The 20,253-nt window shown below is 71.4% G+C and carries 18 protein-coding genes and 1 riboswitch; of the genes, 12 read left to right on the top strand and 6 right to left on the bottom strand.

All coding sequences use genetic code 11. The features are described 5' to 3' along the window. Window positions 1-27 precede the first annotated feature (27 nt). Together BDK92_RS02620 and BDK92_RS02615 are read left to right on the top strand one after the other, a co-directional pair. The gene (locus BDK92_RS02620; protein ID WP_121154232.1) at window positions 28-525 is read left to right on the top strand and encodes a SigE family RNA polymerase sigma factor; all 498 of its coding nucleotides are present in this window, start codon (window positions 28-30) and stop codon (window positions 523-525) included. Next, a complete protein-coding gene (locus tag BDK92_RS02615; protein WP_121154230.1) occupies window positions 525-1,886 on the top strand; it encodes a WD40 repeat domain-containing protein in 1,362 nt (453 codons plus the stop codon). The genes BDK92_RS02620 and BDK92_RS02615 overlap by 1 nt, the downstream gene beginning before the upstream one ends. Here the strand turns inward: BDK92_RS02615 and BDK92_RS02610 are convergent. Further along, on the bottom strand, window positions 1,847-2,824 hold the full coding sequence (locus BDK92_RS02610; protein ID WP_121154228.1) for a GlxA family transcriptional regulator: 978 nt from the start codon (window positions 2,822-2,824) through the stop codon (window positions 1,847-1,849). The two genes, BDK92_RS02615 and BDK92_RS02610, sit on opposite strands and share 40 nt — an antisense overlap. A 138-nt stretch (window positions 2,825-2,962) precedes the next feature. On the opposite strand from BDK92_RS02610, the gene BDK92_RS02605 reads away from it, so the two are divergent. Next, on the top strand, window positions 2,963-3,601 hold the full coding sequence (locus BDK92_RS02605; protein ID WP_121154226.1) for an HD domain-containing protein: 639 nt from the start codon (window positions 2,963-2,965) through the stop codon (window positions 3,599-3,601). A gap of 195 nt (window positions 3,602-3,796) precedes the next feature. Beyond that, the gene (locus BDK92_RS02600) at window positions 3,797-4,681 is read left to right on the top strand and encodes a DMT family transporter (RefSeq protein WP_121154224.1); all 885 of its coding nucleotides are present in this window, start codon (window positions 3,797-3,799) and stop codon (window positions 4,679-4,681) included. An 87-nt stretch (window positions 4,682-4,768) separates the two neighbouring features. Here BDK92_RS02600 and BDK92_RS02595 read toward each other — a convergent pair whose 3' ends face one another. Continuing rightward, the gene (locus BDK92_RS02595; protein WP_121154222.1) at window positions 4,769-5,236 is read right to left on the bottom strand and encodes an Hsp20/alpha crystallin family protein; all 468 of its coding nucleotides are present in this window, start codon (window positions 5,234-5,236) and stop codon (window positions 4,769-4,771) included. Window positions 5,237-5,849: 613 nt separating this feature from the next. On the opposite strand from BDK92_RS02595, the gene BDK92_RS02590 reads away from it, so the two are divergent. From BDK92_RS02590 to BDK92_RS02560, 7 genes are all read left to right on the top strand, one after another. Then, window positions 5,850-7,385, top strand: coding sequence for a glycosyltransferase family 39 protein (locus tag BDK92_RS02590; protein WP_121154220.1), 1,536 nt, complete (start codon window positions 5,850-5,852; stop codon window positions 7,383-7,385). Between the two features lie 151 nt (window positions 7,386-7,536). Then, entirely contained in the window at window positions 7,537-9,426 is a 1,890-nt protein-coding gene (locus tag BDK92_RS02585; protein ID WP_246016751.1) for a glycosyltransferase family 2 protein, read from the top strand. Next, window positions 9,414-10,556: a glycoside hydrolase family 26 protein gene (locus BDK92_RS02580; RefSeq protein ID WP_121154218.1), complete on the top strand. Its 1,143-nt coding sequence runs from the start codon at window positions 9,414-9,416 to the stop codon at window positions 10,554-10,556. Before BDK92_RS02585 ends, BDK92_RS02580 begins: the two co-directional genes overlap by 13 nt. A gap of 109 nt (window positions 10,557-10,665) precedes the next feature. After that, a complete protein-coding gene (locus tag BDK92_RS02575; RefSeq protein WP_121161532.1) occupies window positions 10,666-11,271 on the top strand; it encodes an alpha-ketoglutarate-dependent dioxygenase AlkB in 606 nt (201 codons plus the stop codon). A gap of 208 nt (window positions 11,272-11,479) precedes the next feature. After that, window positions 11,480-13,621: a M14 family zinc carboxypeptidase gene (locus BDK92_RS02570; RefSeq protein WP_121161530.1), complete on the top strand. Its 2,142-nt coding sequence runs from the start codon at window positions 11,480-11,482 to the stop codon at window positions 13,619-13,621. A gap of 105 nt (window positions 13,622-13,726) precedes the next feature. Continuing rightward, window positions 13,727-14,416 (top strand): fasciclin domain-containing protein, encoded by a 690-nt coding sequence (locus BDK92_RS02565; protein WP_170208457.1) that lies wholly within the window; start codon window positions 13,727-13,729, stop codon window positions 14,414-14,416. 38 nt (window positions 14,417-14,454) lie between these two features. Further along, entirely contained in the window at window positions 14,455-14,760 is a 306-nt protein-coding gene (locus tag BDK92_RS02560; RefSeq protein ID WP_121154216.1) for a DUF6582 domain-containing protein, read from the top strand. A 93-nt stretch (window positions 14,761-14,853) separates the two neighbouring features. Here BDK92_RS02560 and BDK92_RS02555 read toward each other — a convergent pair whose 3' ends face one another. Both BDK92_RS02555 and BDK92_RS02550 read right to left on the bottom strand, forming a co-directional pair. Further along, window positions 14,854-15,639 (bottom strand): CbtA family protein, encoded by a 786-nt coding sequence (locus tag BDK92_RS02555; protein WP_121154215.1) that lies wholly within the window; start codon window positions 15,637-15,639, stop codon window positions 14,854-14,856. A gap of 16 nt (window positions 15,640-15,655) precedes the next feature. Continuing rightward, a complete protein-coding gene (locus BDK92_RS02550) occupies window positions 15,656-15,883 on the bottom strand; it encodes a CbtB domain-containing protein (RefSeq protein WP_121154213.1) in 228 nt (75 codons plus the stop codon). 39 nt (window positions 15,884-15,922) lie between these two features. Then, window positions 15,923-16,025: riboswitch (adenosylcobalamin (AdoCbl) riboswitch) on the bottom strand. A 119-nt stretch (window positions 16,026-16,144) separates the two neighbouring features. Between BDK92_RS02550 and BDK92_RS02545 the strand changes: the two genes are divergently transcribed. Next, a complete protein-coding gene (locus tag BDK92_RS02545) occupies window positions 16,145-16,714 on the top strand; it encodes a histidine phosphatase family protein (protein ID WP_121161528.1) in 570 nt (189 codons plus the stop codon). Window positions 16,715-16,719: 5 nt separating this feature from the next. Here the strand turns inward: BDK92_RS02545 and recQ are convergent, their stop codons facing one another. Next, window positions 16,720-18,552, bottom strand: a complete 1,833-nt coding sequence (recQ, locus tag BDK92_RS02540) for a DNA helicase RecQ (protein WP_121154211.1) — start codon at window positions 18,550-18,552, stop codon at window positions 16,720-16,722. A gap of 9 nt (window positions 18,553-18,561) precedes the next feature. Further along, on the bottom strand, window positions 18,562-20,214 hold the full coding sequence (locus tag BDK92_RS02535; protein WP_121154209.1) for a RecQ family ATP-dependent DNA helicase: 1,653 nt from the start codon (window positions 20,212-20,214) through the stop codon (window positions 18,562-18,564). Window positions 20,215-20,253: the final 39 nt, after the last annotated feature.

Genomic DNA, 20,253 nt, shown 5'->3' with positions numbered 1-20,253 from the left:
TCTATCAGGTGCGAGGGAGGGGGTCGGATGCGCGCCGACGAGGAAGAGGCGTACGTCGAGTACGTCCGCGGTCGGACGGTGGCGTTGCGCCGTACCGCCTTCCAGCTCTGCGGGGACTGGCACGAGGCGCACGACCTGGTGCAGGCGGCCCTGCTCAAGCTGTACCGGTACTGGTCACAGGCGTCGACCGCCGAGTCACCCGACGCGTACGTCCGCCGGATGCTGGTCAACACCTTCCTCGACCAGCGGCAGAGCTGGTGGGCCCGGCGGGTCCGGACGTTCGCCGAGTCCGCCGACCGGCCGGCCCCGGACCCGGGTACGGAGAGCCGCCTGGACCTGATGGCGGCGCTGGCCCGGATCTCACCCGGGCAACGCGCGGTGCTCGTGCTCCGCTTCTGGGACGGACTCGACGTGGCCGAGACCGCCCGGACGCTCGGCTGTTCCTCGGGCACGGTCAAGAGCCAGACCTCACTCGCCATCGCCGCGTTGCGCCGGCTGATGCCCGACTACGTGCGGGAGTCCTGATGATCGAGCAGCGGGTGAGCGAGCTGTTCCGGGGAGCCGATCCGGGGGACGGGCCGGCGCTGCCCGAGGGGTACGCCGAGCGACTGGTGGCGGTCGGCCGGCGCGGCGTACGCCGTCGGCGGGCGCTCGGCGGGTCGGTCCTGCTCGTTGTCCTGCTCGCGGTCGGCCTGCTCGGGCTGGGCCCGCTTCCGTCCCGGTCGCCGCAGCCCGCCACCCCGACGGCCGGCGTCGGCCTGCCCGACCGGCTCGCACCCTTCTCGTTCCGTACCGGCACGATCGGGGACGCCCCGTTGGACCGGGCAGTCATGATCTTCGAGTACGGCAGCGGCGAGACGATCAATGTATGGCAGCGGCTCGCACTCGGTGCCGACGGCAACAGCTACCGGCAGCTCGACGGGATAGCGCCGGGGACGCCCTGGCTGCTGACCGCCGACGGCCGCGCGGTGGTCACGACCGAAGCGAACCGGGCCACCAGCGCCTTCACGGTGCTGGACCTCTCCACCGGACTGCGGCACCAGTTCCGGCTACCCGCTCCGGCCGCCGTCGCCCTGCTCGCCGCCTCGCCGGACGGCCGCTACGTCGCCTACTCGGCCGCGCCGTACCAGGGCAGCACCTCCATCATCGGCGAGGTCGAGCAGATCGCCCGGGAGCGGGGGACACTCACCCTGCTCGACCTGACCGACGGCCGTAGCACCACCGTGACCGGGGTGGAGTCGGTGTCGGCGGCGGCGTTCTCCCCGGACGGTGAATCGTTGGCGGTGCAGTCCGGTGCGGAGACCTGGATCGTCGACCGGGCCGGGCGGCGGCTGCGCCGGGTGGACATCCCCCACGGCTTCGTCCTGGCGCCCCGGGTGGCCTGGTCACCCGACGGCCGGCTGCTCGCGGTCCAACCCGCCGACCCGTTCTCGGGTGCCGGGGCCTCGGACCCCCACCAGGTCCGCTTCGTCGACGCCGTCTCGGACGCGCCGGTGCCGCCCCCGGTCTCGGCCGAGCAACTGCTCGGCTGGCGCTCGTCCGACCGGATCCTCACGCTCACCCTGGGCGGCATCAGCGAACTTCCGGTCGGCGGGGGCGACCCGGTCGTGCTGACCCGCCTGGACCGGGGCAGCAGCTGCGAGTACCACACGCAGCCGTGCCTGGCGCTCGAGATCCGGGCCGCCACCGCGCTCCTGCCGACGCTGACCGTACGGTCGGGCGACGACCCGGACCGGGGGCCTTGGCCCGCGCCGGTGCGGCAGGTCGCCGCGGCCGTGAGCCTGCTGGTCGCGGCGTTGGCGGGCGTGCTGGTGTGGCGGTTGCGACCCAGGTGGTCCAGGGCCGGTCAGCGGGGCCGGATGGTGCTGGCGAAGCGGCGCCGGTAGGTCGCCGGCGGTATGCCGAGGTGCTGGATGAAGGCCCGGCGCAGGTTCTCGTCGCTGCCGAAACCGCTCCGCCCGGCCGCCGAGGTGACGGTGTGGCCGGCATCGAGCAGGGTCTGCGCCGCCTCGAGCCGGAGGCGCTCGATGTGCCGCGCCGGAGTGGTGCCGAGTTCCCGCTGGAAGAGCCGGGTCAGGTGGCGGGGGCTGACGCCCGCAGCGGCGGCGAGTTCGGGTACGGAGTAGTCGCCGGCCGGGTCGGCGGCGACGGTGTCGAGCAGTTCGCGTAGCGGTCGGTGGCGCGGCCTGGGCGTCCGCGACGGGGCGGAGAACTGGGACTGCCCGCCGGGCCGTTGCAGGAACACCACCAGGGAACGGGCCACGTCCCGGCTCAGTGCCGGACCGTGGTCGGCCTCCACCAGGGCCAGGGCGAGGTCGATTCCGGCGGTGACGCCGGCCGAGGTCGCCACCTCGCCGTCGATGACGTAGAGGGAGTCCTCCTCGACGGCGACCTTCGGGTGTCGCCGGGCGAGCGTCTCCGCGTGCCGCCAGTGGGTGGTGGCGCGACGGCCGTCGAGCAGACCGGTGGCGGCGAGCAGGAACGCGCCGGTGCAGACGGAGACCACCCGTCGGGCCGAGCGGGCCATCGTGGTGGCCGCCGTCACCAGTGCGGGATCGAGCCCGGCGACGGCCAGCGCCTCGGCACCGGGCAGGAGAACGGTGTCGAGCCCGGTCACGGCCGGGACCGGGCCGTCGACGGTCAGCCCCAGGCCGGTCGAGGACCGTACCGGTTCGCCGTCGGGCGAGTGGAGCGTGACCTCGTACGAGGCCCCGTACCGGTTCGCTTCGGTGAAGACCTCGGCCGGACCGGCGACGTCGAGCAGGGTGACGCCGGGAAAAACGAGCACGCCGACCCGGTGGGGTCGGATGGATCCGTCCGTCATGGTTCTACCACCTGGTGTGATGTCCTAATCTGTGGCCAGTATGGCTCAAAGGACATGGCGGCTGATCGGCACGGACGGCGAGAGTGGGCCACGACCCAGGGGCGTCCGTCCCCACCTTCCGATCCTGAGGAGAAACCGATGGCCGAGCGCATCGCCGGAATCGAGATCCCGCCGAGCCGCCTGGTCGGCGAGGCGACCGACCTGGTACGCGAGGCGGCGCCGTCGCTGCTGTTCCACCACTCCCGGCGGGTCTACCTCTTCGGCATGCTCCAGGGACAGCGCCGGGGGTTGCACCCGAACCCGGAACTGCTCTACGTCGGCGCGATGTTCCACGATCTCGGGCTGACCGACGGCTACCGCAGCGCCGATCGGCGCTTCGAGATCGACGGCGCGGACGAGGCCCGCCGCTTCCTGGTCGCGCACGGCATCGACGCCGACTCGGTACGCAAGGTCTGGACCGGGATCGCCCTGCACACCACCCCGGGCATCCCCGAGTTCATGGAACCCGAGGTCGCCCTCGTCACCGCCGGGGTGGAGACCGATGTGCTGGGCATCGGCTACCACGACCTCGACCCGGCGGCGATCGCGGCGGTCGTCGAGGCGCATCCCCGCCCCGACTTCAAGCGGCAGATCCTGGCCGCGTTCACCAACGGGTTCCGGGACCGTCCGGAGACCACGTTCGGCACCGTCAACGCCGACGTGCTCGCGCACTTCGTGCCCGGTTTCACCCGTACCGACTTCGTCCAGGTGATCGAGACCAACCCGTGGCCCGAATGAGCGGAAGGAAGGGCCCCTTGTTATCGCTTTCGGTAGAGGAAGGGGCCCTTCCTAACACCAGTCGGGGCGGGCTGTTCCGGGTGCCTCGGGAGTCTGTGGTCGTACGGGTAACTGCGCGGCGGGACCGCAGCTAATCACGTAGCGTGATTGTGTGCGTACGGAGTCGGGGGCGTCGCGTCGCGAGCGGGACGATCCGTGACACCGCTCGCGGTGCTGCTCGCGCTCTGTGCCGCCGCCTGTTTTGCCACCGGGGCCGCGCTCCAGCAGCGCGCCGCCCGGCGTGAGCCGGCGCACCACACATTCGACCCCCGGCTGTTCATGCGGCTGCTGCGCCGCCGGAGCTGGCTCTTCGGCAAGATCCCCGACATCACCGGCACCCTGCTGCAGGCGCTCGCGCTCCGGTACGGCCCGCTGACGCTGGTCCAGCCGCTGCTGATCAGCGGCATGTTCCTGGCCATCCCGCTGGAGGCGGCCCTCGACCGTCGACGCCCGCACCCCCGCGACGTCATCGCGGTCACCTCCTGCGTGGTCGGGCTCGGTGCCTTTCTCGTCGTCGCGCGGCCGCGCCCCGGTGTGCCGGAGCCGACCTTGATGGCCTGGCTGGGGGTGGGGCTCGGCAGCGGACTGGTGGTGGTGGTCTGCCTGGCCCTCGCCCACCGTGCCACCAGTGCCCTGCGTGGGACGCTGCTCGGGGTCGCCACCGGCATTTTCTACGCCGGGGTGGCGGTGCTGCTGAAGGCGTTCACCGGACGCTTCTTCGCGGACCCGCTCGACGCCCTCACCGACTGGCACCTCTACGCCCTGGCCCTGGCCGGGCTCGGTGGTGTGATGCTCAACCAGAACGCCTTCCAGAACGGGCCGCTGGCCGCGCCGCTGACCGCGATCACGCTGGTGGACCCGATCGCCAGCGTGGTGATCGGGGTGACCGCGTTCCACGAGACCCTCTCCATCACCGGGCTGCGGTTGCTGGTCGAGGTGCCCGCCATACTCGCCATGGTCTTCGGGATCTGGCTCGCCAGCACCCGCCCCGGCGGCCGGGGCGGCGACGGGGAGAAGCCCGGACCACGTCCGGAGGAATGAGCACCGGCCCGGTGGGCCTCGCGGGCGAACCGCCCGCGAGACCCACGGGTGTCGTACCGGTGGGCACGTCACCCGTCCTCCGGTCGGTCAGGACCTGTCGAGGGCGACGGTGTCGGTGGCGGTGGCGGTGCCCGTCAGGGCCGGGCCCGCGGTCGTTCCGATCGGGATCCGGCGGGGCTTGGCCTGCTCGGCGACCGGGATCGTCAGCGTGAGCACCCCGTCCTGCCAGGTCGCGCTGATCCGGTCGAGGTCGAGCCCGTCGCCCAGGGCGATACGGCGCTCGAACGTTCCGGTGGCCCGTTCCCGGCGCACCCACTGCACGTCCGCGTCGGTGCGGGCGCTGCGTTCGGCCCGGATGGTCAGGGCCCTGCCGTCGACGTTCACGTCGACCGAACCGGGGTCGATCCCGGCGAGGTCGCAGTGCAGCACGAAGTGGTCACCCGACCGGTACAGGTCCATGGGCATCGCCATGGTCGCGGCGCCGCTGCCGGTGGTGCCGAACACCTGACCGGCCAGACGGTCGAACTCGCGGAAGGGATCGAAAGTCAGCACCACGCCAACCACCTCCTTGAGACTGCCTGCCGGCGGGTCCGGCAGGTCCTGTGGCGCTCGTTTCCGAGGTCGCGCCTGCCCGAGCAAGGTGGTCTTTCACCGCCCTGGTCAGGTGCGACATCTCATTTTTTAGCACTCTCCACCGATGAGTGCCAAGTGGTTCGGGCAATCGTTTCGTCGGACCCTCCGGTTCGTCGACGCCCCGGCGATGTCGGCCGGGGTCCGCCGACCGGTGGTCAGTCGGGCGGACCTCGGATTTCGCGGGCGGTGGCCGGCAGCGGACCGTCCAGATCGGAGTTTCGTCGCCAACGTCCAGGCGCCCACACTCCGGCCGACCTTCTGCCGGACCCCGACCGCCGTCACCCGATCGTGCGAAAGCCCGGCGCGCCTCGGGCGGGACGCCCGGGATACGGGGCATTTGAAGGTTTTTCCCGAAGGATCCTCACTACGATCCAGATGACAGCCGGCACCCACCGGGAAGCTCGGGCGGGGTGCCGCCGCCGCTGCGCGAACACCCGAGACGCTGTGCGAACACCGAAGACCTTGTCCTGGCATCGCTTCAGGGCGGCATCGCCATGGCCTTGACCGCCCATCCCTAGGGAAGTCGTGAGTCACGATGACGGATGCGGAAACCGTAGTGATGCCCCGGATCGGGGCGTCGGAGGCGAGCGTCGAGGACCCCTGGGGAGAGGGTCGGATCGCCCGGTACGGAACAGTGGACCGGGACAGCGCCGGGCCTGCGGCCGTCGTGGCGCGGATCGCGTCCTGGCTGGTGCCCGGTGCGGTGATGGGACTGCTCGGCCTCGCCGGGGTGGCCGGACCCGGACTCTGGGCCGCCGAACTGGTGACCTGGGACCGGGCCACGTCGTCCTGGCGGGAGAACTGGCTCCCGAGCCACGGGACAGACGTCGGCAGCGTGCCGTACCACCTGGTCATGCGGGCGTGGGTGGAGGGCTTGGGCACCTCTGACCTGGCCCTGCGGGCGCCTTCGCTGCTGGCGATGGCGGCCGCGGCGGCGCTCGTCGGCGCACTGGCGACCCGACTGTTCGGGGCGCGCGTCGGCCTTCTCGCCGGGGTGATCTTCGCGCTGTTGCCGACCTCGACCCGGTACGCGCAGGAGGCCCGGCCGTACGCGTTCACCCTGCTGGTCGCGGTGCTCGCCAGCCTGTTCCTGGTGCTGGCGATCGACCGGCCCCGCCGCTGGCTGCTGGTCGCGTACGGCACCTCGGTGCTGCTGCTCGGTCTCTTCGACACGGTCGCGCTGGTGCTGCTCGCCGGGCACGGCTGGGCGGTGCTCGCGTTCGGGCGCCAGTTGGCCCGGCGGTGGCTGCTGGCGTCGTCGGCCGGTGCGCTGCCCGTGCTCGCCCTGCTCTGGCTCGGTTCGCGGGTGACCGGGCTGCCGCTGCGCGCATCCGGGGGCGATCCGGGGCTGCTCGCCGGCGCGCCGGGGGAACTGTTCGGCGTCACCGCCCTGGGTGCGTTGCTGCTCGGGTTGGCCCTGTTCAGCCTCCCGCTGCGCCGCACCACAGCGATCTACACCGCCTGGGCGGTCGTACCGTTGCTCGTGCTGCTGCTGGTCTCGCGAGTCGTGTCCCTGTCGCTGCCGCAGTGCCTGCTCTTCACCCTGCCGGCGTGGGCGACCCTCGGCGCGGTCGCGCTCGGGCGGACCCGGATGGTGTGGGGCGCGGCGGTGCTGGCCGCGATCGCGGTGATCGGCATGCCGGTGCAGGCGGCGCTCCGCGAGCCCGACGGCCACGACCAGAACACCCGGCAACTCGCCGCGATCGTCGAGTCCGGGATGCGGTCGGGAGACGGGGTCGTCTACGTCTCGACCGATCCGGACGGCGGCCGGGTCGGCCGGGGTGCGCTCGACCGGTACCTGCCGGCCGACCGCCGCCCCGACGACCTGCTCGCGATCGGACCGGTCAGCGCCTTCGGCGATGTCCCGGTCGCCGAGTGCGTGGAGGTCGGCCGCTGCCTCGGCGACGCCGGACGGCTCTGGGTGGTGCGCTTGGGCGAGCTGACCGATCCGATGCACGCGATCGGTGGACGCAAGGAGGAACTGCTGCGCACGCGGTACGAGGTGGCGCAGATCTGGCGTCCGACGGGATTCACGTTGGCGCTGCTGGTGGACGAGCGGACGGCGGTCTGAGCGGTCGGGCAGCTGATCCGGGAAGCGAATTCGGGCAGCTGATCGGGGCGGGTTGCCGCATTTGTGGGTACTAAGCAGGTTCGCAATGTTTGTCAGCATCGCCCGCTTAAGATCTGGCTAGCAGGGTTTGAGGCGAGCAGGGTTCAGGTTCTTGGGGGAAATCGTGAGCGTCGCCGACAAGGCCAGCCCTACCCGCGTCCCACCCGCGCCGCCGCCGGGAGGCGGCAACCGCCGCCACGGATCGAGGTCGACGGACCGGCGGCGCCCGCCGGACCGACGCCAGCGCAACATCAGCGCCCGGGTGGCGTACGCGGACTGCGGCGCGACCGCCGGACCGCTGGTCCCGCCCCGGCGGGAACAGCCGTCGGTCGAGTTCCGGCACGTCGCCTCGCCCGCCGCACGGCTGGTGCTGACCCTGCTCGTCTGTCTCAACGGCGCCGCCGGCCTGCTCTTCGTCGCCTGGCTGCTGCTGCCCGGTCACGTACCCGGCGCAGGGGTGATCGGGATCAGCGGTTGGCAACTGACCCTCGCCCGGATCGGCTTCTGCGTGGTCGTCGCGATCGAGCTGATCCGCATCGCGCAGAACGTCGCGGTCTGGGTCTTCGCCTTCAACGCGAAGGACCCGGTTCCGGTCGACCCGCCGGTCGGGCTGCGGGTCGCCCTGCTCACCACGATCGTGCCCAGCAAGGAGCCGATCGAGGTCGCCGAGCGGACCCTGCGCAGAATGCGGGAGCTGGTCTACTGCGGCCCGGTCGACGTCTGGATCCTCGACGAGGGTGACGACCCGGCGGTACGGGCGATGGCCGCGCGGCTCGGCGTACGTCACTTCAGCCGCAAGGGCAGGCCCGAGTACAACCAGCCCAGTGGTGAGTTCCGTACCCGCACCAAGTCCGGCAACCACAACTCCTGGCGGGCCGAGCACGAGCACCACTACGACGTGGTCGCGAACGTCGACCCGGACCACGTACCGCTGCCCGGTTTCCTCGAACGGACCCTCGGTTACTTCCGCGACCCGGACGTCGCCTTCGTGGTGACCCCGCAGGTGTACGGCAACATGCACCAGAACTGGGTCGCGCACGGCGCCTCGGTACAGCAGTACCTCTACAACGGCCTGATCGCGCGCGGCGGCAACGGACTCGACGCGCCGCTGCTCACCGGCACCGGTCACCTGTACCGCCCCAGCGCCTGGCGGTCCATCGGCGGGTACCAGGACTCGATCATCGAGGACCACCTGACCAGCATCCGGATCCACGCCGCGACCAATCCGCAGACCGGCAACCGTTGGAAGGGCGTCTACACCCCGGACGTCGTGGCGATCGGCGAGGGCCCCACGTCCTGGGCGGACTACCTGAACCAGCAGAAACGGTGGGCGGCCGGGATCTGGGAGATCCTGGTCCGTCCCGACCTGCGCGCGCCGCGCGCACTGGGGACCCGGCGACGGTGGCAGTACCGGCTGCTCCAGTTCTACTACCCGAGCGTCGCGGTCAGCCTGCTGCTCGGCAACTTCGCCACCGCCCTCTACATGTGCACCGGCGTCACCACGGCCCAGCTCGACACCACCGTCTGGGCCACGCTCTGGGGGACCACCCTCGTCACCTGGTTCATGGTCTGGCTCTGGCTGCGCCGCTACAACATCGCCGCGCACGAACGGGAGGAGATCGGCATGGTGGGGATGGCGCTCGCGTTGTTCGTCGGCCCGATCTACGTCGCCGCCGGCCTCTCCGCGCTGCTGCGGCGCAAGCTCGCCTTCGTGGTCACCGCCAAGGGCAAGTTGCGCACCACCGAGTCGCTCGGCACCTTCCGGCTGCACTTCCTCTGGGCCGGGTTCGCCGCCGCCATGCTCACCCTGAGCTTCGTGTTGGACCACAGCTATCCGCTGCTGCGGGTGTGGCCGGCGCTGACGCTGGTGGCGGCGTTGGCCCCGCCCGCGATCGCCATCGTGACCGGACTGCTGGCCCGCCGTGAACTTCGCGACGAACCGGCCGCGCCGGCCGCGTCCGTTACCCGGAACAGTCGAGGGGACAGGCAATGGCAAGGCTGACCGTACCGAGGGTCGTGGTCGCGCTGATCGGCGTGCTGCTGCTGACGTACGCCTTCGTGGTCGCACCCCGCACGGCGCCGCGGTGGGGCGCGGACGTCGGCTCCGGGGTCGCGGCGACGACCGGCCCGGGCGGTTCGTCGTCGCCGAGTCCCCGGGAGCGGGAGCTCTTCCCGCCCGCCGGCAAGGTGTTCGTCGGCGTGATGACGCACGAGGGCGCCTACGACTTCGGCGCGGTGGACGACTTCGCCGAGGCCGCCGGCCGGCAGCCGCAGGTGATGCTCTTCAGCGCGGACTGGGCGGTCGCCCGGTTCGACCGGGCGCTCTTCGACCGGGTCCGGGACCGGGGCATGATGCCGATGCTGGCCTGGGAACCGTGGGACTACCGGATCGACGAGCAGGCCCGGGAGCAGGACCTGGACCAGCGCGAGATCGACGAGATCCGCTCCGACCAGCCCGACTACCGGCTCTCCCGGATCATCCGCGGCGACCTCGACGACTATCTGCTCTCCTGGGCCGAGGGGATCAAGTCGCTCGACTATCCGGTGGCGATCCGGTTCGCCCACGAGATGAACGGCGACTGGTACCCCTGGTCGGAGGCGGCCAACGGCAACCGTCGCGGCGAGTACGTCAAGGCGTGGCGGCACCTGCACGACCTCTTCCGTACCGCCGGGGCCGAGAACGTGACCTGGGTGTGGAGCCCGAACGTGCAGTGGGACGAGAGCAACCCGCCGCTGGAGACGCTCTACCCGGGCGACGAGTACGTCGACTGGCTCGGGCTCTCCGGCTACTACGGCACCGGGTACTTCTCGGACTATCGCTCCTTCGACGAGATCTTCGACGAGACCATCGACGAGATGCGTACGTTCAGCGAGCGGCCGTTGGTGATCACCGAGACCGCGGCGGCCGACGACAACGGGCGGAAGGTCGAATGGATCGAGGAGACGTTCCAGTTGCTGCCCCGGCACAAGGACATCATCGGGCTCATCTGGTTCGAGGTGGACAAGGAACTCGACTGGCGGATCGTCAGCTCGCGGGCGGCGAGCAGGGCGTTCGCCGAGGGCGTCGCCGCCTCGCGGTACGACGTGCGCTGGTCACCGGAGACGGTGCCGCGTACCACGTTCGTCGACTGAGTGACGGCGGTGCGCCGGTTCTGACCAGCCCCGGAAGGGACCCGCTCGTACGTTTGTTCGAGAGGTCGCGTACGCTGACCGGGTGGCGCACGGCAGCTACCAGCCCTCGATGCTGGACACGGCACCCACGGCGAGTCTCGGTCGGCTCGCCGGGGCGGTCCGCCGCCACGAGCTGACCCGCGGCGCCTGGGTCGACCACCTCCCCGGCTGGGTGCACGGCTCCGACCTGGTGTTGGGCACCCTGCTTGACGAGGTCGACTGGCGCGCCGAGCGCCGCCGGATGTACGACGACCAGGTCGACGTGCCGCGCCTGCTGCGGTGGTACGCCGGCCACGAGACGCTGCCGCATCCGCTGCTGACCGAGGCGCGCCGTCGACTCAACGCGCACTACGGGCCGGAGTTGGGGGAGCCGTTCGTCACCGCCGGCATGTGTCTCTACCGCACCGGTCGGGACAGCGTGGCCTGGCACGGTGACACCCATGGTCGTTCCGCCACCGTCGACACGATGGTCGCGATCGTCTCCTTCGGCACGCCGCGCCCCCTGTTGCTCCGCCCCAGGGGTGGCGGGAACAGTCTGCGTTTCCCGCTCGGCCACGGAGACCTCGTCGTGATGGGCGGTTCCTGTCAGCGCACCTGGGAGCACGCGATCCCGAAGACGAGCCGTCCGGTCGGCCCCCGGGTCAGTGTGCAGTTCCGCCCGGCCGGCGTCGCCTGAGCCCATCGGCGTCGAGCGGCACGGCGCCGCCCTGTCCGATCTGGACGGCTGACACGGCCCGTCTGGCGGGATCGACCGTGACCCCCGGCCTGGACGACGCGCGATCGAACCTCAAGATTTGCTCAAGATCTTGCGTCATCCACGTGAGTCGATCATGCTGGCCGGACTGCTGTCCCTGGTCAACTGTGCCTTCCACCCTGGAGGTCCCATGAGATACAGAAGATCGTCGGCGGTCGTCCTGTCCGGACTGCTCGTCGCCACCCTCGGTACGGTCACCGCCCCGGCGGCCGCGCTCGGCAACCCGGCCACGACCACCCTCGCCGCACTCGCCGCGCCCGAACCGAACCAGGTTCAGGACCTGACCGTCAAGCAGGCCGACGGCTTCGCCACCCTGGCCTGGACGCCGGTCGCCGGCGCCACCGACTACCAGATCGAACGCACCCTCGTGGACGACGCCGGCACCGCCACCGGTCCGGCGACCATCGTCGGTGTCTGGCGCCCCAACCGTCAGATCAACAACGAGAAGCCGACCTTCGCCGACGCCGGCTTCAACCCCGGCGACCGGTTCCAGTGGCGGGTACGCGCCCGCCTCGGCACCACCGAGCAGCCGTACTCGTTGCCGGTCTCCGGCACCACCACCGCGCCCTGGGGCGACCCGGCGGTACCCGGCCAGAACCTGCGTACCCAGTGGGAGACCACCAAGGCCGCGCAGTACACCAGCGACGTCGACGAGTACGCCTACACCGCGGCGATCGACGAGCGCAGTGAGCGGGTCCGGATCGTCGAGATCGGCCGAACCGTGCTCGGCCGCCCGATCAACATGTTCGTCATCGGCTACCCCACTCCGCCGGCCACCCCGGCCGAGGTGGCAGCCACCTCGCCGCTCTCGGTCAACTGCAACGTGCACGGCAACGAACCCGGCGACCGCGAAGCCTGCCTGATCATGGCCCGCCAGCTGGCCTTCAGCGACGACGCGCGGACGAAGGACCTGTTGTCGCACACCACCGTGCTGATCGTCCCGACCATCAACGGCGACGGCCGGGCGGCCAACACCCGGGGCAACTCCACCGGTCAGGACCTCAACCGCGACTACTCCCTGATCCGTCAGCCGGAGACCCTCTCCTTCGTGCAGATGCTGCGCGAGTACCGGCCGGTGGCCGGCTACGACGGGCACGAGTTCGGCAACTCCAGCGCCGGTGACCTGCCGATGCTGCCGCCGCGTCACCAGAACGTGGCCACCTCGATCTTCAACGAGTCGCAGCACATGATCGAGGGCCACATGTACGAACACGGCGCCAAGGACGGCTGGTGGCCGTGCCCGTACGGGTGCAACGGCGGGGGCAACGTGGGGCTGGGCGAGGAGACCATCCTGCGCAACACCCTCGGCCTGAAGAACGTGGTCAACTCGCTGCTCGAACTGCGCAGCTCGGGTGGCGCCACCCGCCCGGACGAGGGCAACACGGCGAACAACCGGCGGCGCAAGACGTTCTCCGCACTCTGGACGTTCAACGAGTTCCTCGACTACCACCGGGCCAACCTGAACGCGATCAAGCAGGCCCGGACCGAGGCGATCACGTTCCAGGCGTCGAACAGCAGCCGGATCGTCTTCCGTGGCTCGCACCTGATCCCGGCGCACCCGGCGCCGCACCCGGGAGAGGCCCCGCCACCGGCGAACGCGCCGACCGAGGACCAGATCCTGGAGAACGCGCCGTGCGCGTACAAGCTCACCGAGGAGCAGTACAACGGGGCCCGTACCGACGGTCCCGGTGGGGTGGGCTTCACGGTCGCGCAGCGCATACGGGCGCACGGCTGGAAGGTCGTCAAGACCGCCGACGGGTACGTCGTACCGCTGGCCCAGCCGGAGCGGGGCCTGATCCCGCTGCTGCTCGACGCCCAGGGCACCGAGGAACTCGTCGGTGCCGAGCGGGTCTACCCGAGCGGCCCGAGCCGGCACAACGGGCCGCTGGTCGTCTCCGGCGTCACCTGCCTCGCCGGTGCCACCGTGAACGGCCCGGTCACGGTCCGGCCGGGCGCCACCCTGATCGCCACCGGTACGACCATCAGTGGCCCGGTCAGCGCCACCGGCGCCGCCGGGGTCTTCCTGGCCGACAGCACGGTGCGCGGTCCGGTGTCGGTCACCGGCACCAGCGGCGCGATCGCCCTGGTCGACGTCACGGTCTCCGGTCCGGTCACCCTGGCGGCCAACGCCACCGGCGCCGACCTGCCCCTGGTCGCCGGGAACACCGTCAACGGCCCGCTGAGCTGCGCCGGCAACAGCCCGGCGCCGATCAGCCTCGGCCTCCGCAACACCGTGCAGGGGCCCCGATCGGGCCAGTGCGCGCTGCTCTGACCAGCTAGGACCCGTAACGCACCGATCACCACCGGCACCCTCGTACCGGCGGGCCGGGCCCCGTGCCCGGTCCGTCGGTACGACCGGATCCGAAGGGCTGAGACCGTGTCCGAGCCATCCGCTCCGTACCACCCATCGACCCTCCCCGGCACCCGCCGGTCCCGCACCGCACCGGGCCTCGCCGTCGCGGCACTGCTCCTGGCGCTCGTCGCGACCGGATGTACGGGCACCGACCACGGTGAGCGGGGCGCCACCCAGGCCGCACCGGCACCCGTCGGGGTGACCGGTCCACTCTGCGACGTGCTGCCCGCCGGCACCGACCCCGGCAATCCGGCGTCGCTCGCCGGTGAACCGGTCGACGTGGCGCTGCAGTGGATCCCCGTCCTCACCCGGTTCGAGGCGGCGCTGCGGGCCTCGGGACTCGCGCCCGAACTGCGCGGCATGACGGGGCTGACCATTCTCGCCCCGACCGACGACGCGTTCGGCGGCAAGTTCTCCGAGGACACCCTCGACGAGCTCTTCATCGAGCGCAAGGACGACCTGCGCGCCTTGCTCAAGGCGCACATCGTGGACGGGTCCCACCCGCTGGCCGAGCTGGTGGCCGCCGGCCGGGTGACCACCCTGGACGGCACCCCGGTCGAGGTCACCGCCAGCGGCACGATGGCCCGGGTGGCGGGCCAGGCGGGCACCCTCTGCGCCGACTACCGGGCCGTCAACGCCCGGATCCACATCATCGACAAGGTCCTCGGCAAGCTGCCCACCGATGCCGACGGCGGCGAACACCGCAGCCACTGAACCGGTGTATCCCGCCCCGGTCGGGGTAGGGAAACAGCATGAAAACCACCTGGAAGCCGCACGAGGAGCACGGCACCCTCGGTAGCAAGCAGAAGCGGGAACTACCAGACACGGTCTTCGCGTTCCCGACAAAACGCAAGGAACCCATGGTCGACGCGTCCCACGTACGTAACGCGGTGGCCCGGTTCGACCAGGTACAGGGCGTGACGGACGCCGAGCGGGAGCAGGCGTTCGCCAACATCAAGGCCGCCGCGAAGCACTACGGGGTCGAGGTGGCCGAGACCGAGTGGCGGCAGCTCGGCAAGCTGCCACACACCCCGAACCCGGTCCACAGCCGGCGCTGACCGGCGGGGCGGCAGCGGCGGCGACGGCCACCGCTCGACGGGCGTGGAGCCCGCCGAGCGGAGGTGGTCGTGCGCTGTCGCGTGCCGGACCCGTCAGGCCGGGACCGTCTCGCCCACCCGTCGGGTGGCGCTGGCGCGGACCCGGCGTTCGGTGAGCGCGCCGAAGAGCAACCCGAGGGTGGCCCAGGTGACGAACTGGGTGCCGAGTGACGCGAGCCGGAACTCCCACAGCACCAGGGCGGGGAAGCCGTCCGGCACCTCGTTGATCGTCGGCAGTGAGAACTGCACGACGGTGATGAAGACCGCGTACGCCCCCACCGCGAGCAGGGTCGCGTTCCACGCGCCGTACCGGGGTTGGAGCCACCGGCCGAGGTGCAGGGCGAGCAGCCCGGCAGCCACCCCGATCACGATCATCAGGAAGTACAGGACGGTCCGCTGGTCGAGGGTGTCCGGGTTACCCGTGGCCGGCGGGTTCGCCGGGTATTTCAGGAACGGGACGAGAGCGACCGTCACGAAGCCGCCGAGGGCGACCAGAGCGGCGGTCGCACGCGGGGTGAACCGACCGATCCGGCCGTACGCGATCGCGAACGCGAGTGCGAACAGGCCACCGAGCGCCACCCCGTACACGAGTGCGGCGGTGGCCAACCCGATCGTGCTCTGCACGAGACGGCTGACCAGTTCGGGCTCGGCCGCGTCGGTGTGTGCCCCGGCGTCGGCCGCGTGCGCCGCCGCGTGTGCGGCGGCACCCTGCGCGGACTCGAAATCGATCGCCTGCCCGACCGGGCCCTCACCGAAGAGGGTGGCGAACAGGTAGGCGGCGACACCGGCGGCGAGGCCGACCAGCATCCCACGGATCAGCAGCGAACGAGCGGAGAGCATCTTGGTCCGCCCGCTGCTAGTGACAGGGGAAACCGAGCAGGTGGCGTCCGTCGTGGACGAACTCGTGCACCGACTCACCGGAGAAGACGGAGGTCACACCCTGCTCCGCGCCGACGAAGTAGAGCAGCACGACGGCGAGCACCGCACCGAAGATCGCCCAGGGCAGGATCTGGCGGAGCGGGATCGGCGTCGGCGCCGGTACGGCGGTCGGCGTCGGCAGTGCGGATACGGATACGTTTGCCATGGCAAACCTCCTCGGGATCACGCGTCCCATAGCGGCGTCCGTGACGGTGGAGGGTCTGACTTCCGGGAGCCGCCGTTATCCGGGGACCGGTTACAGTGGCGCGACCGTGCCGGGTTCCCACCGGCTTCCTCCCACCGTCACGCTGTGGTCGGGACGCTACGGGCGGCGGCGCCGGGGTGTCAACCTGCGGCCCCACATGCCCCGCGCACCGGCGGTCCCGGCGTGACCCGGCACCCGGATCGAAAGCAGGTCGACGCAGCGGTGACGATCCGACTGGTCCTCGTCTCCCACGCGCCCACCCCGGCGGTACGCCGGGCGGCGTTTCCCCTGGACGAGCCGCTGGACCCGCACGGGCTCGCCGCCGCCAGCGCCGCCGCCGCGAACCTGCCCCGCCACGACGAGGTGCGCTGCGCCCCCGCCCGCCGCTGCGCGCAGACCGCCACCGCGCTCGGGCTGACTCCCGTCACCGACGACGGGTTGCGTGACGGGGATCTCGGTCGCTGGTCGGGGCGTACCCTCGACGAGGTCGCCGCCGACGAGCCGGACGCGGTCGCGGCCTGGCTGACCGACCCGGCGGCCGCGCCACACGGCGGCGAGAGCCTCGACGACCTGCTCGCCCGGACCGGGACCTGGCTGCGGGAACTTCCCGGCACCGCCCGTACGGTCATCGCCGTCACCCATCCGATGGTGATCCGTGCCCTGGTCGTCAACGCGATCGCGGCGACGCCCGCCTCGTTCTGGCGTATCGACATCGCCCCGCTGACCGGGACCGTGCTCAGGGGTGGTGCCGGACGGTGGAATCTGCGCCGGTCGGGGGATCCGCTGGGCTGAGCCGCTCAGTCGTTCGCCAGGGTGTCCAGGATCTGCTGGCCGTACTTGGCCAGCTTGTTCTCGCCGACGCCGCTGACCCCGCCCAGCTTGGACAGGGACGACGGGACCTCGGTCGCGATCTGACGCAGCGTCGCGTCGTGGAAGATCACGTACGCCGGCACGCCCTGGTCCTTCGCGGTCGCCGCGCGCCAGGCCCGGAGCCGCTCGAACACCGGCTCGGCGCCCGGCGGCAGCTCGACCGTCGCGGCCGCGCCGCGCGGCCTGGCGGCACGGGAGGTGGACCGCTCCGGCTCCCGCCGCATCATCACCGTCCGCTGCCGGCCCAGCACCTCCGCGCTGGTCTCGGTGAGGACCAGGGTGCCGTACTCACCCTGGACCGCGAGCAGGCCCTGGGCCAGGAGTTGGCGGACCACCGCGCGCCACTCGGCCTCGCGCAGTTCACCGCCGATACCGAAGACGGTGAGCGAGTCGTGCCCGTACTGCGCGACCTTTTCCGTCTTCTTGCCGAGCAGGATGTCGATCGACTGTCCGGCGCCGAACTTCTGATTCCGTTCGCGGTGCAGGCGCAGCACGGTGGAGAGCAGCTTCTGGGCCGGGATCGTCGCGTCCCAGGACTGCGGCGGGGTGAGGCAGGTGTCGCAGTTGCCGCACGGGTCGCTGTGCTGGCCGAAGTAGGCGAGCAGCCCGACCCGTCGGCACTCGACCGTCTCGCAGAGGGCCAGCATCGCGTCGAGGTGCCCGGCGAGCATCCGACGGTGCGTCAGGTCCCCCTCCGAACTGTCGATCATCTTGCGCTGCTGCACCACGTCCTGGAGCCCGTACGCCAGCCAGGCGGTGGACGGCAGCCCGTCCCGGCCGGCCCGACCGGTCTCCTGGTAGTAGCCCTCGACCGACTTCGGCAGGTCGAGATGGGCGACGAAGCGTACGTCCGGCTTGTCGATCCCCATGCCGAACGCGATCGTGGCGACCATCACCAGGCCGTCCTCGCGCAGGAACCGCTTCTGGTTCGCGGCCCGGGTCGACGCGTCCAGCCCCGCGTGGTACGGCAGCGCGTTGATGCCGTTGGCGACCAGAAACTCGGCGATCTTGTCCACCGAGGCACGGGAGAGGCAGTAGACGATGCCGGCGTCCCCGGGGTGCTCGTTGCGCAGCAGGTCGAGCAGTTGCCGGCGGGGCTCCTGCTTCGCCACGATCCGGTACTGGATGTTCGGCCGGTCGAAGTTCGCCACGAAGTGGCGGGCGTCGCGCAGGTTGAGTCGGGTCGCGATCTCGGCGTGCGTGGCCGGGGTCGCGGTGGCGGTCAGGGCGATCCGGGGTACGTCCGGCCACCGTTCGTGCAGCATCGACAGGGCCAGGTAGTCGGGGCGGAAGTCGTGGCCCCACTGGGCCACGCAGTGCGCCTCGTCGATGGCGAACAGGGCGATCGTGCCCCGGTCCAGCAGACTGATGGTCGCGCCGGAGCCCAGTGCCTCCGGCGCCAGGTAGAGCAAGTCGATCTCGCCCGCGAGGAAGGCCGACTCGACCCGCCGCCGGGCGGCGAGATCCTGGGTGGAGTTGAGGAACCCGGCGCGTACCCCGAGGTTGGTGAGGGCGTCGACCTGGTCCTGCATCAGTGCGATCAGTGGCGAGACGACCACCGCGACGCCGTCGCGGACCAGTGCCGGGATCTGGTAGCAGAGTGACTTGCCGCCGCCGGTCGGCATCAGCACGAGCGCGTCGCCGCCGCCGACGACCTGGTCGATGATCTCCTGCTGGCTGCCCCGGAAGGCGTCGTAGCCGAAGACCCGGCGCAGCACCTGCAACGATTCGCTGGTCCGCAGCTCGGTCGGGGAAGCCATCCGGGGATTCTACGAGTTCCGACTTCCGTCCCCGGTGAGCAGGCCCTGTTCGCTGACCACCGGTACGGACAGCGTCTTATATCCGACATTCTCGAACAGGACGGTCATTCGGTCGTCCTCGTAGCTCAGCACCAGCCCCGGTCCCCACTCCGCATGCCGCACCGTGCTGTGCACCGGGAACGGCCCGCTCGCCCCGTCCCCGGCGGTGCTGGTGCCGGCGTGGCAGCTGTCGCAGTGCCCGCAGGTCGACTCCAACTGCTCACCGAAGTACGCCAGCAGGGGCTGGCTCCGGCAGCCGGTGGCCTCGGCGAACGCCCGCATCATGTCCGTACGGGAGCGCTGCACCGCCTGCTGCCGTTCCGCCTCGGCCACCGCGGCCCGAGCCGCCTCGGCCGGCTCGGGCGCGTACCGGGGGCTCGACACCCGCTGCTTCGGACCGGTCGTACCGGCCGCCCCGACCCGTTCCAACAGGGCCAGGAGCTGGCCGAGCTTGCGCGACCCCCACCCGGTCCGCTCCCGCAGCGCCGCCCGGGTCACCGGTCCGGTACGCAGCACCGCGGCGAGTTCGGCCAGCTCGTCGGCGTCCGGTGTGCCGCCGGTGAAGAAGCGTTGCAGGCCGACGTCCTCGGCCCGCCAGAGCAACAGGGCGTGGGCGGGGGACCCGTCCCGACCGGCCCGGCCGATCTCCTGCAGGTAGCTGTCCGGTGAGTCCGGCAGCGCCAGGTGCGCCACCCAGCGGATGTTGGGCTTGTCGATGCCCATGCCGAACGCCGACGTCGCCACCATGATCGGAACCTGGTCGTCGAGGAACCGTTCGTGCAGCTCGGTACGGGCGCCGGCCGGCATCCCGCCGTGGTAGTACGCGGCGTCATGGCCGGCCTCGGTCAACCGGGCGGCCAGTTCCTCGGCGGCCCGCCGGGTCGGCACGTAGACGATGCCGGGCCGCTGGTCCGTGTCGAGCAGTCGGAGCAGTCGCCGCCACCGGTACTCCTCGGTCGGGCAGTGCGCGACCTCGAGGAAGAGGTTCGGCCGGTCCAGCCCGGCGACCACCGTACGCGGGTTCTCCAGACCGAGCCGGGCGACGATGTCCTCGCGTACCGGCGGCGAGGCGGTCGCGGTCAACGCGACCACCGGCGGACGCCCCAACCCCCGGATCAGTTGCCCCAACGCCAGGTAGTCCGGGCGGAAGTCGTTTCCCCACGCCGAGATGCAGTGCGCCTCGTCGACCGCGACCAGGGCGGGCCGGAGCGCGCGCACCTTCGCCAGGCATTCCGGGTTGCTCAACTGCTCCGGGGTGATGAACAGGAACCGGGCCGCGCCCGTCGCGATCTCACGTAGCGCCGCCGCCTGCTGGTTCGGCGTCTCGGCCGAACTGACCCGAACCGCCCGCAGTCGCGTGTCGCCCCGGTCGTTGAGTGCCCGGATCTGGTCCTCCTGCAACGCCAGCAGCGGGGAGACCACCACGGTCGGGCCGGGCAGCAGTGCCGCCGGCACCTGGTAGATGGCCGACTTGCCGGCCCCGGTGGGGAGCACGACCAGGGCGTCGCGCCGTTTCAACAGCGCCCGCATCGCGGCGAGCTGGCCGGGACGCAGCGAGCCCCAGCCGAAGTGTTGCCGCGCCACGCGGCGCAGGCGGGTCGAGTGCAGAGTGGGCAGCTTCATCGGAGGCCGGAGGTACCCACGGCCACCGAACGTGAAACG

The sequence above is a fragment of the Micromonospora pisi genome, from assembly GCF_003633685.1.
Taxonomy (GTDB): Bacteria; Actinomycetota; Actinomycetes; order Mycobacteriales; family Micromonosporaceae; genus Micromonospora_G; species Micromonospora_G pisi.
Note: the sequence above shows the minus strand (reverse complement) of the source record. Positions and strands in the feature narration are given on the sequence as shown.

Bases quoted from the DNA above. Each gene is read 5' to 3' on its own strand.
- BDK92_RS02620 (WP_121154232.1), top strand. From the start codon at position 28: ATGCGCGCCGACGAGGAAGAGGCGTACGTCGAGTACGTCCGCGGTCGG.
- BDK92_RS02615 (WP_121154230.1), top strand. From the start codon at position 525: ATGATCGAGCAGCGGGTGAGCGAGCTGTTCCGGGGAGCCGATCCGGGG.
- BDK92_RS02610 (WP_121154228.1), bottom strand. From the start codon at position 2,824: ATGACGGACGGATCCATCCGACCCCACCGGGTCGGCGTGCTCGTTTTT.
- BDK92_RS02605 (WP_121154226.1), top strand. From the start codon at position 2,963: ATGGCCGAGCGCATCGCCGGAATCGAGATCCCGCCGAGCCGCCTGGTC.
- BDK92_RS02590 (WP_121154220.1), top strand. From the start codon at position 5,850: ATGACGGATGCGGAAACCGTAGTGATGCCCCGGATCGGGGCGTCGGAG.
- BDK92_RS02580 (WP_121154218.1), top strand. From the start codon at position 9,414: ATGGCAAGGCTGACCGTACCGAGGGTCGTGGTCGCGCTGATCGGCGTG.
- BDK92_RS02575 (WP_121161532.1), top strand. From the start codon at position 10,666: ATGCTGGACACGGCACCCACGGCGAGTCTCGGTCGGCTCGCCGGGGCG.
- BDK92_RS02570 (WP_121161530.1), top strand. From the start codon at position 11,480: ATGAGATACAGAAGATCGTCGGCGGTCGTCCTGTCCGGACTGCTCGTC.
- BDK92_RS02560 (WP_121154216.1), top strand. From the start codon at position 14,455: ATGAAAACCACCTGGAAGCCGCACGAGGAGCACGGCACCCTCGGTAGC.
- BDK92_RS02555 (WP_121154215.1), bottom strand. From the start codon at position 15,639: ATGCTCTCCGCTCGTTCGCTGCTGATCCGTGGGATGCTGGTCGGCCTC.
- BDK92_RS02550 (WP_121154213.1), bottom strand. From the start codon at position 15,883: ATGGCAAACGTATCCGTATCCGCACTGCCGACGCCGACCGCCGTACCG.
- recQ (WP_121154211.1), bottom strand. From the start codon at position 18,552: ATGGCTTCCCCGACCGAGCTGCGGACCAGCGAATCGTTGCAGGTGCTG.
- BDK92_RS02535 (WP_121154209.1), bottom strand. From the start codon at position 20,214: ATGAAGCTGCCCACTCTGCACTCGACCCGCCTGCGCCGCGTGGCGCGG.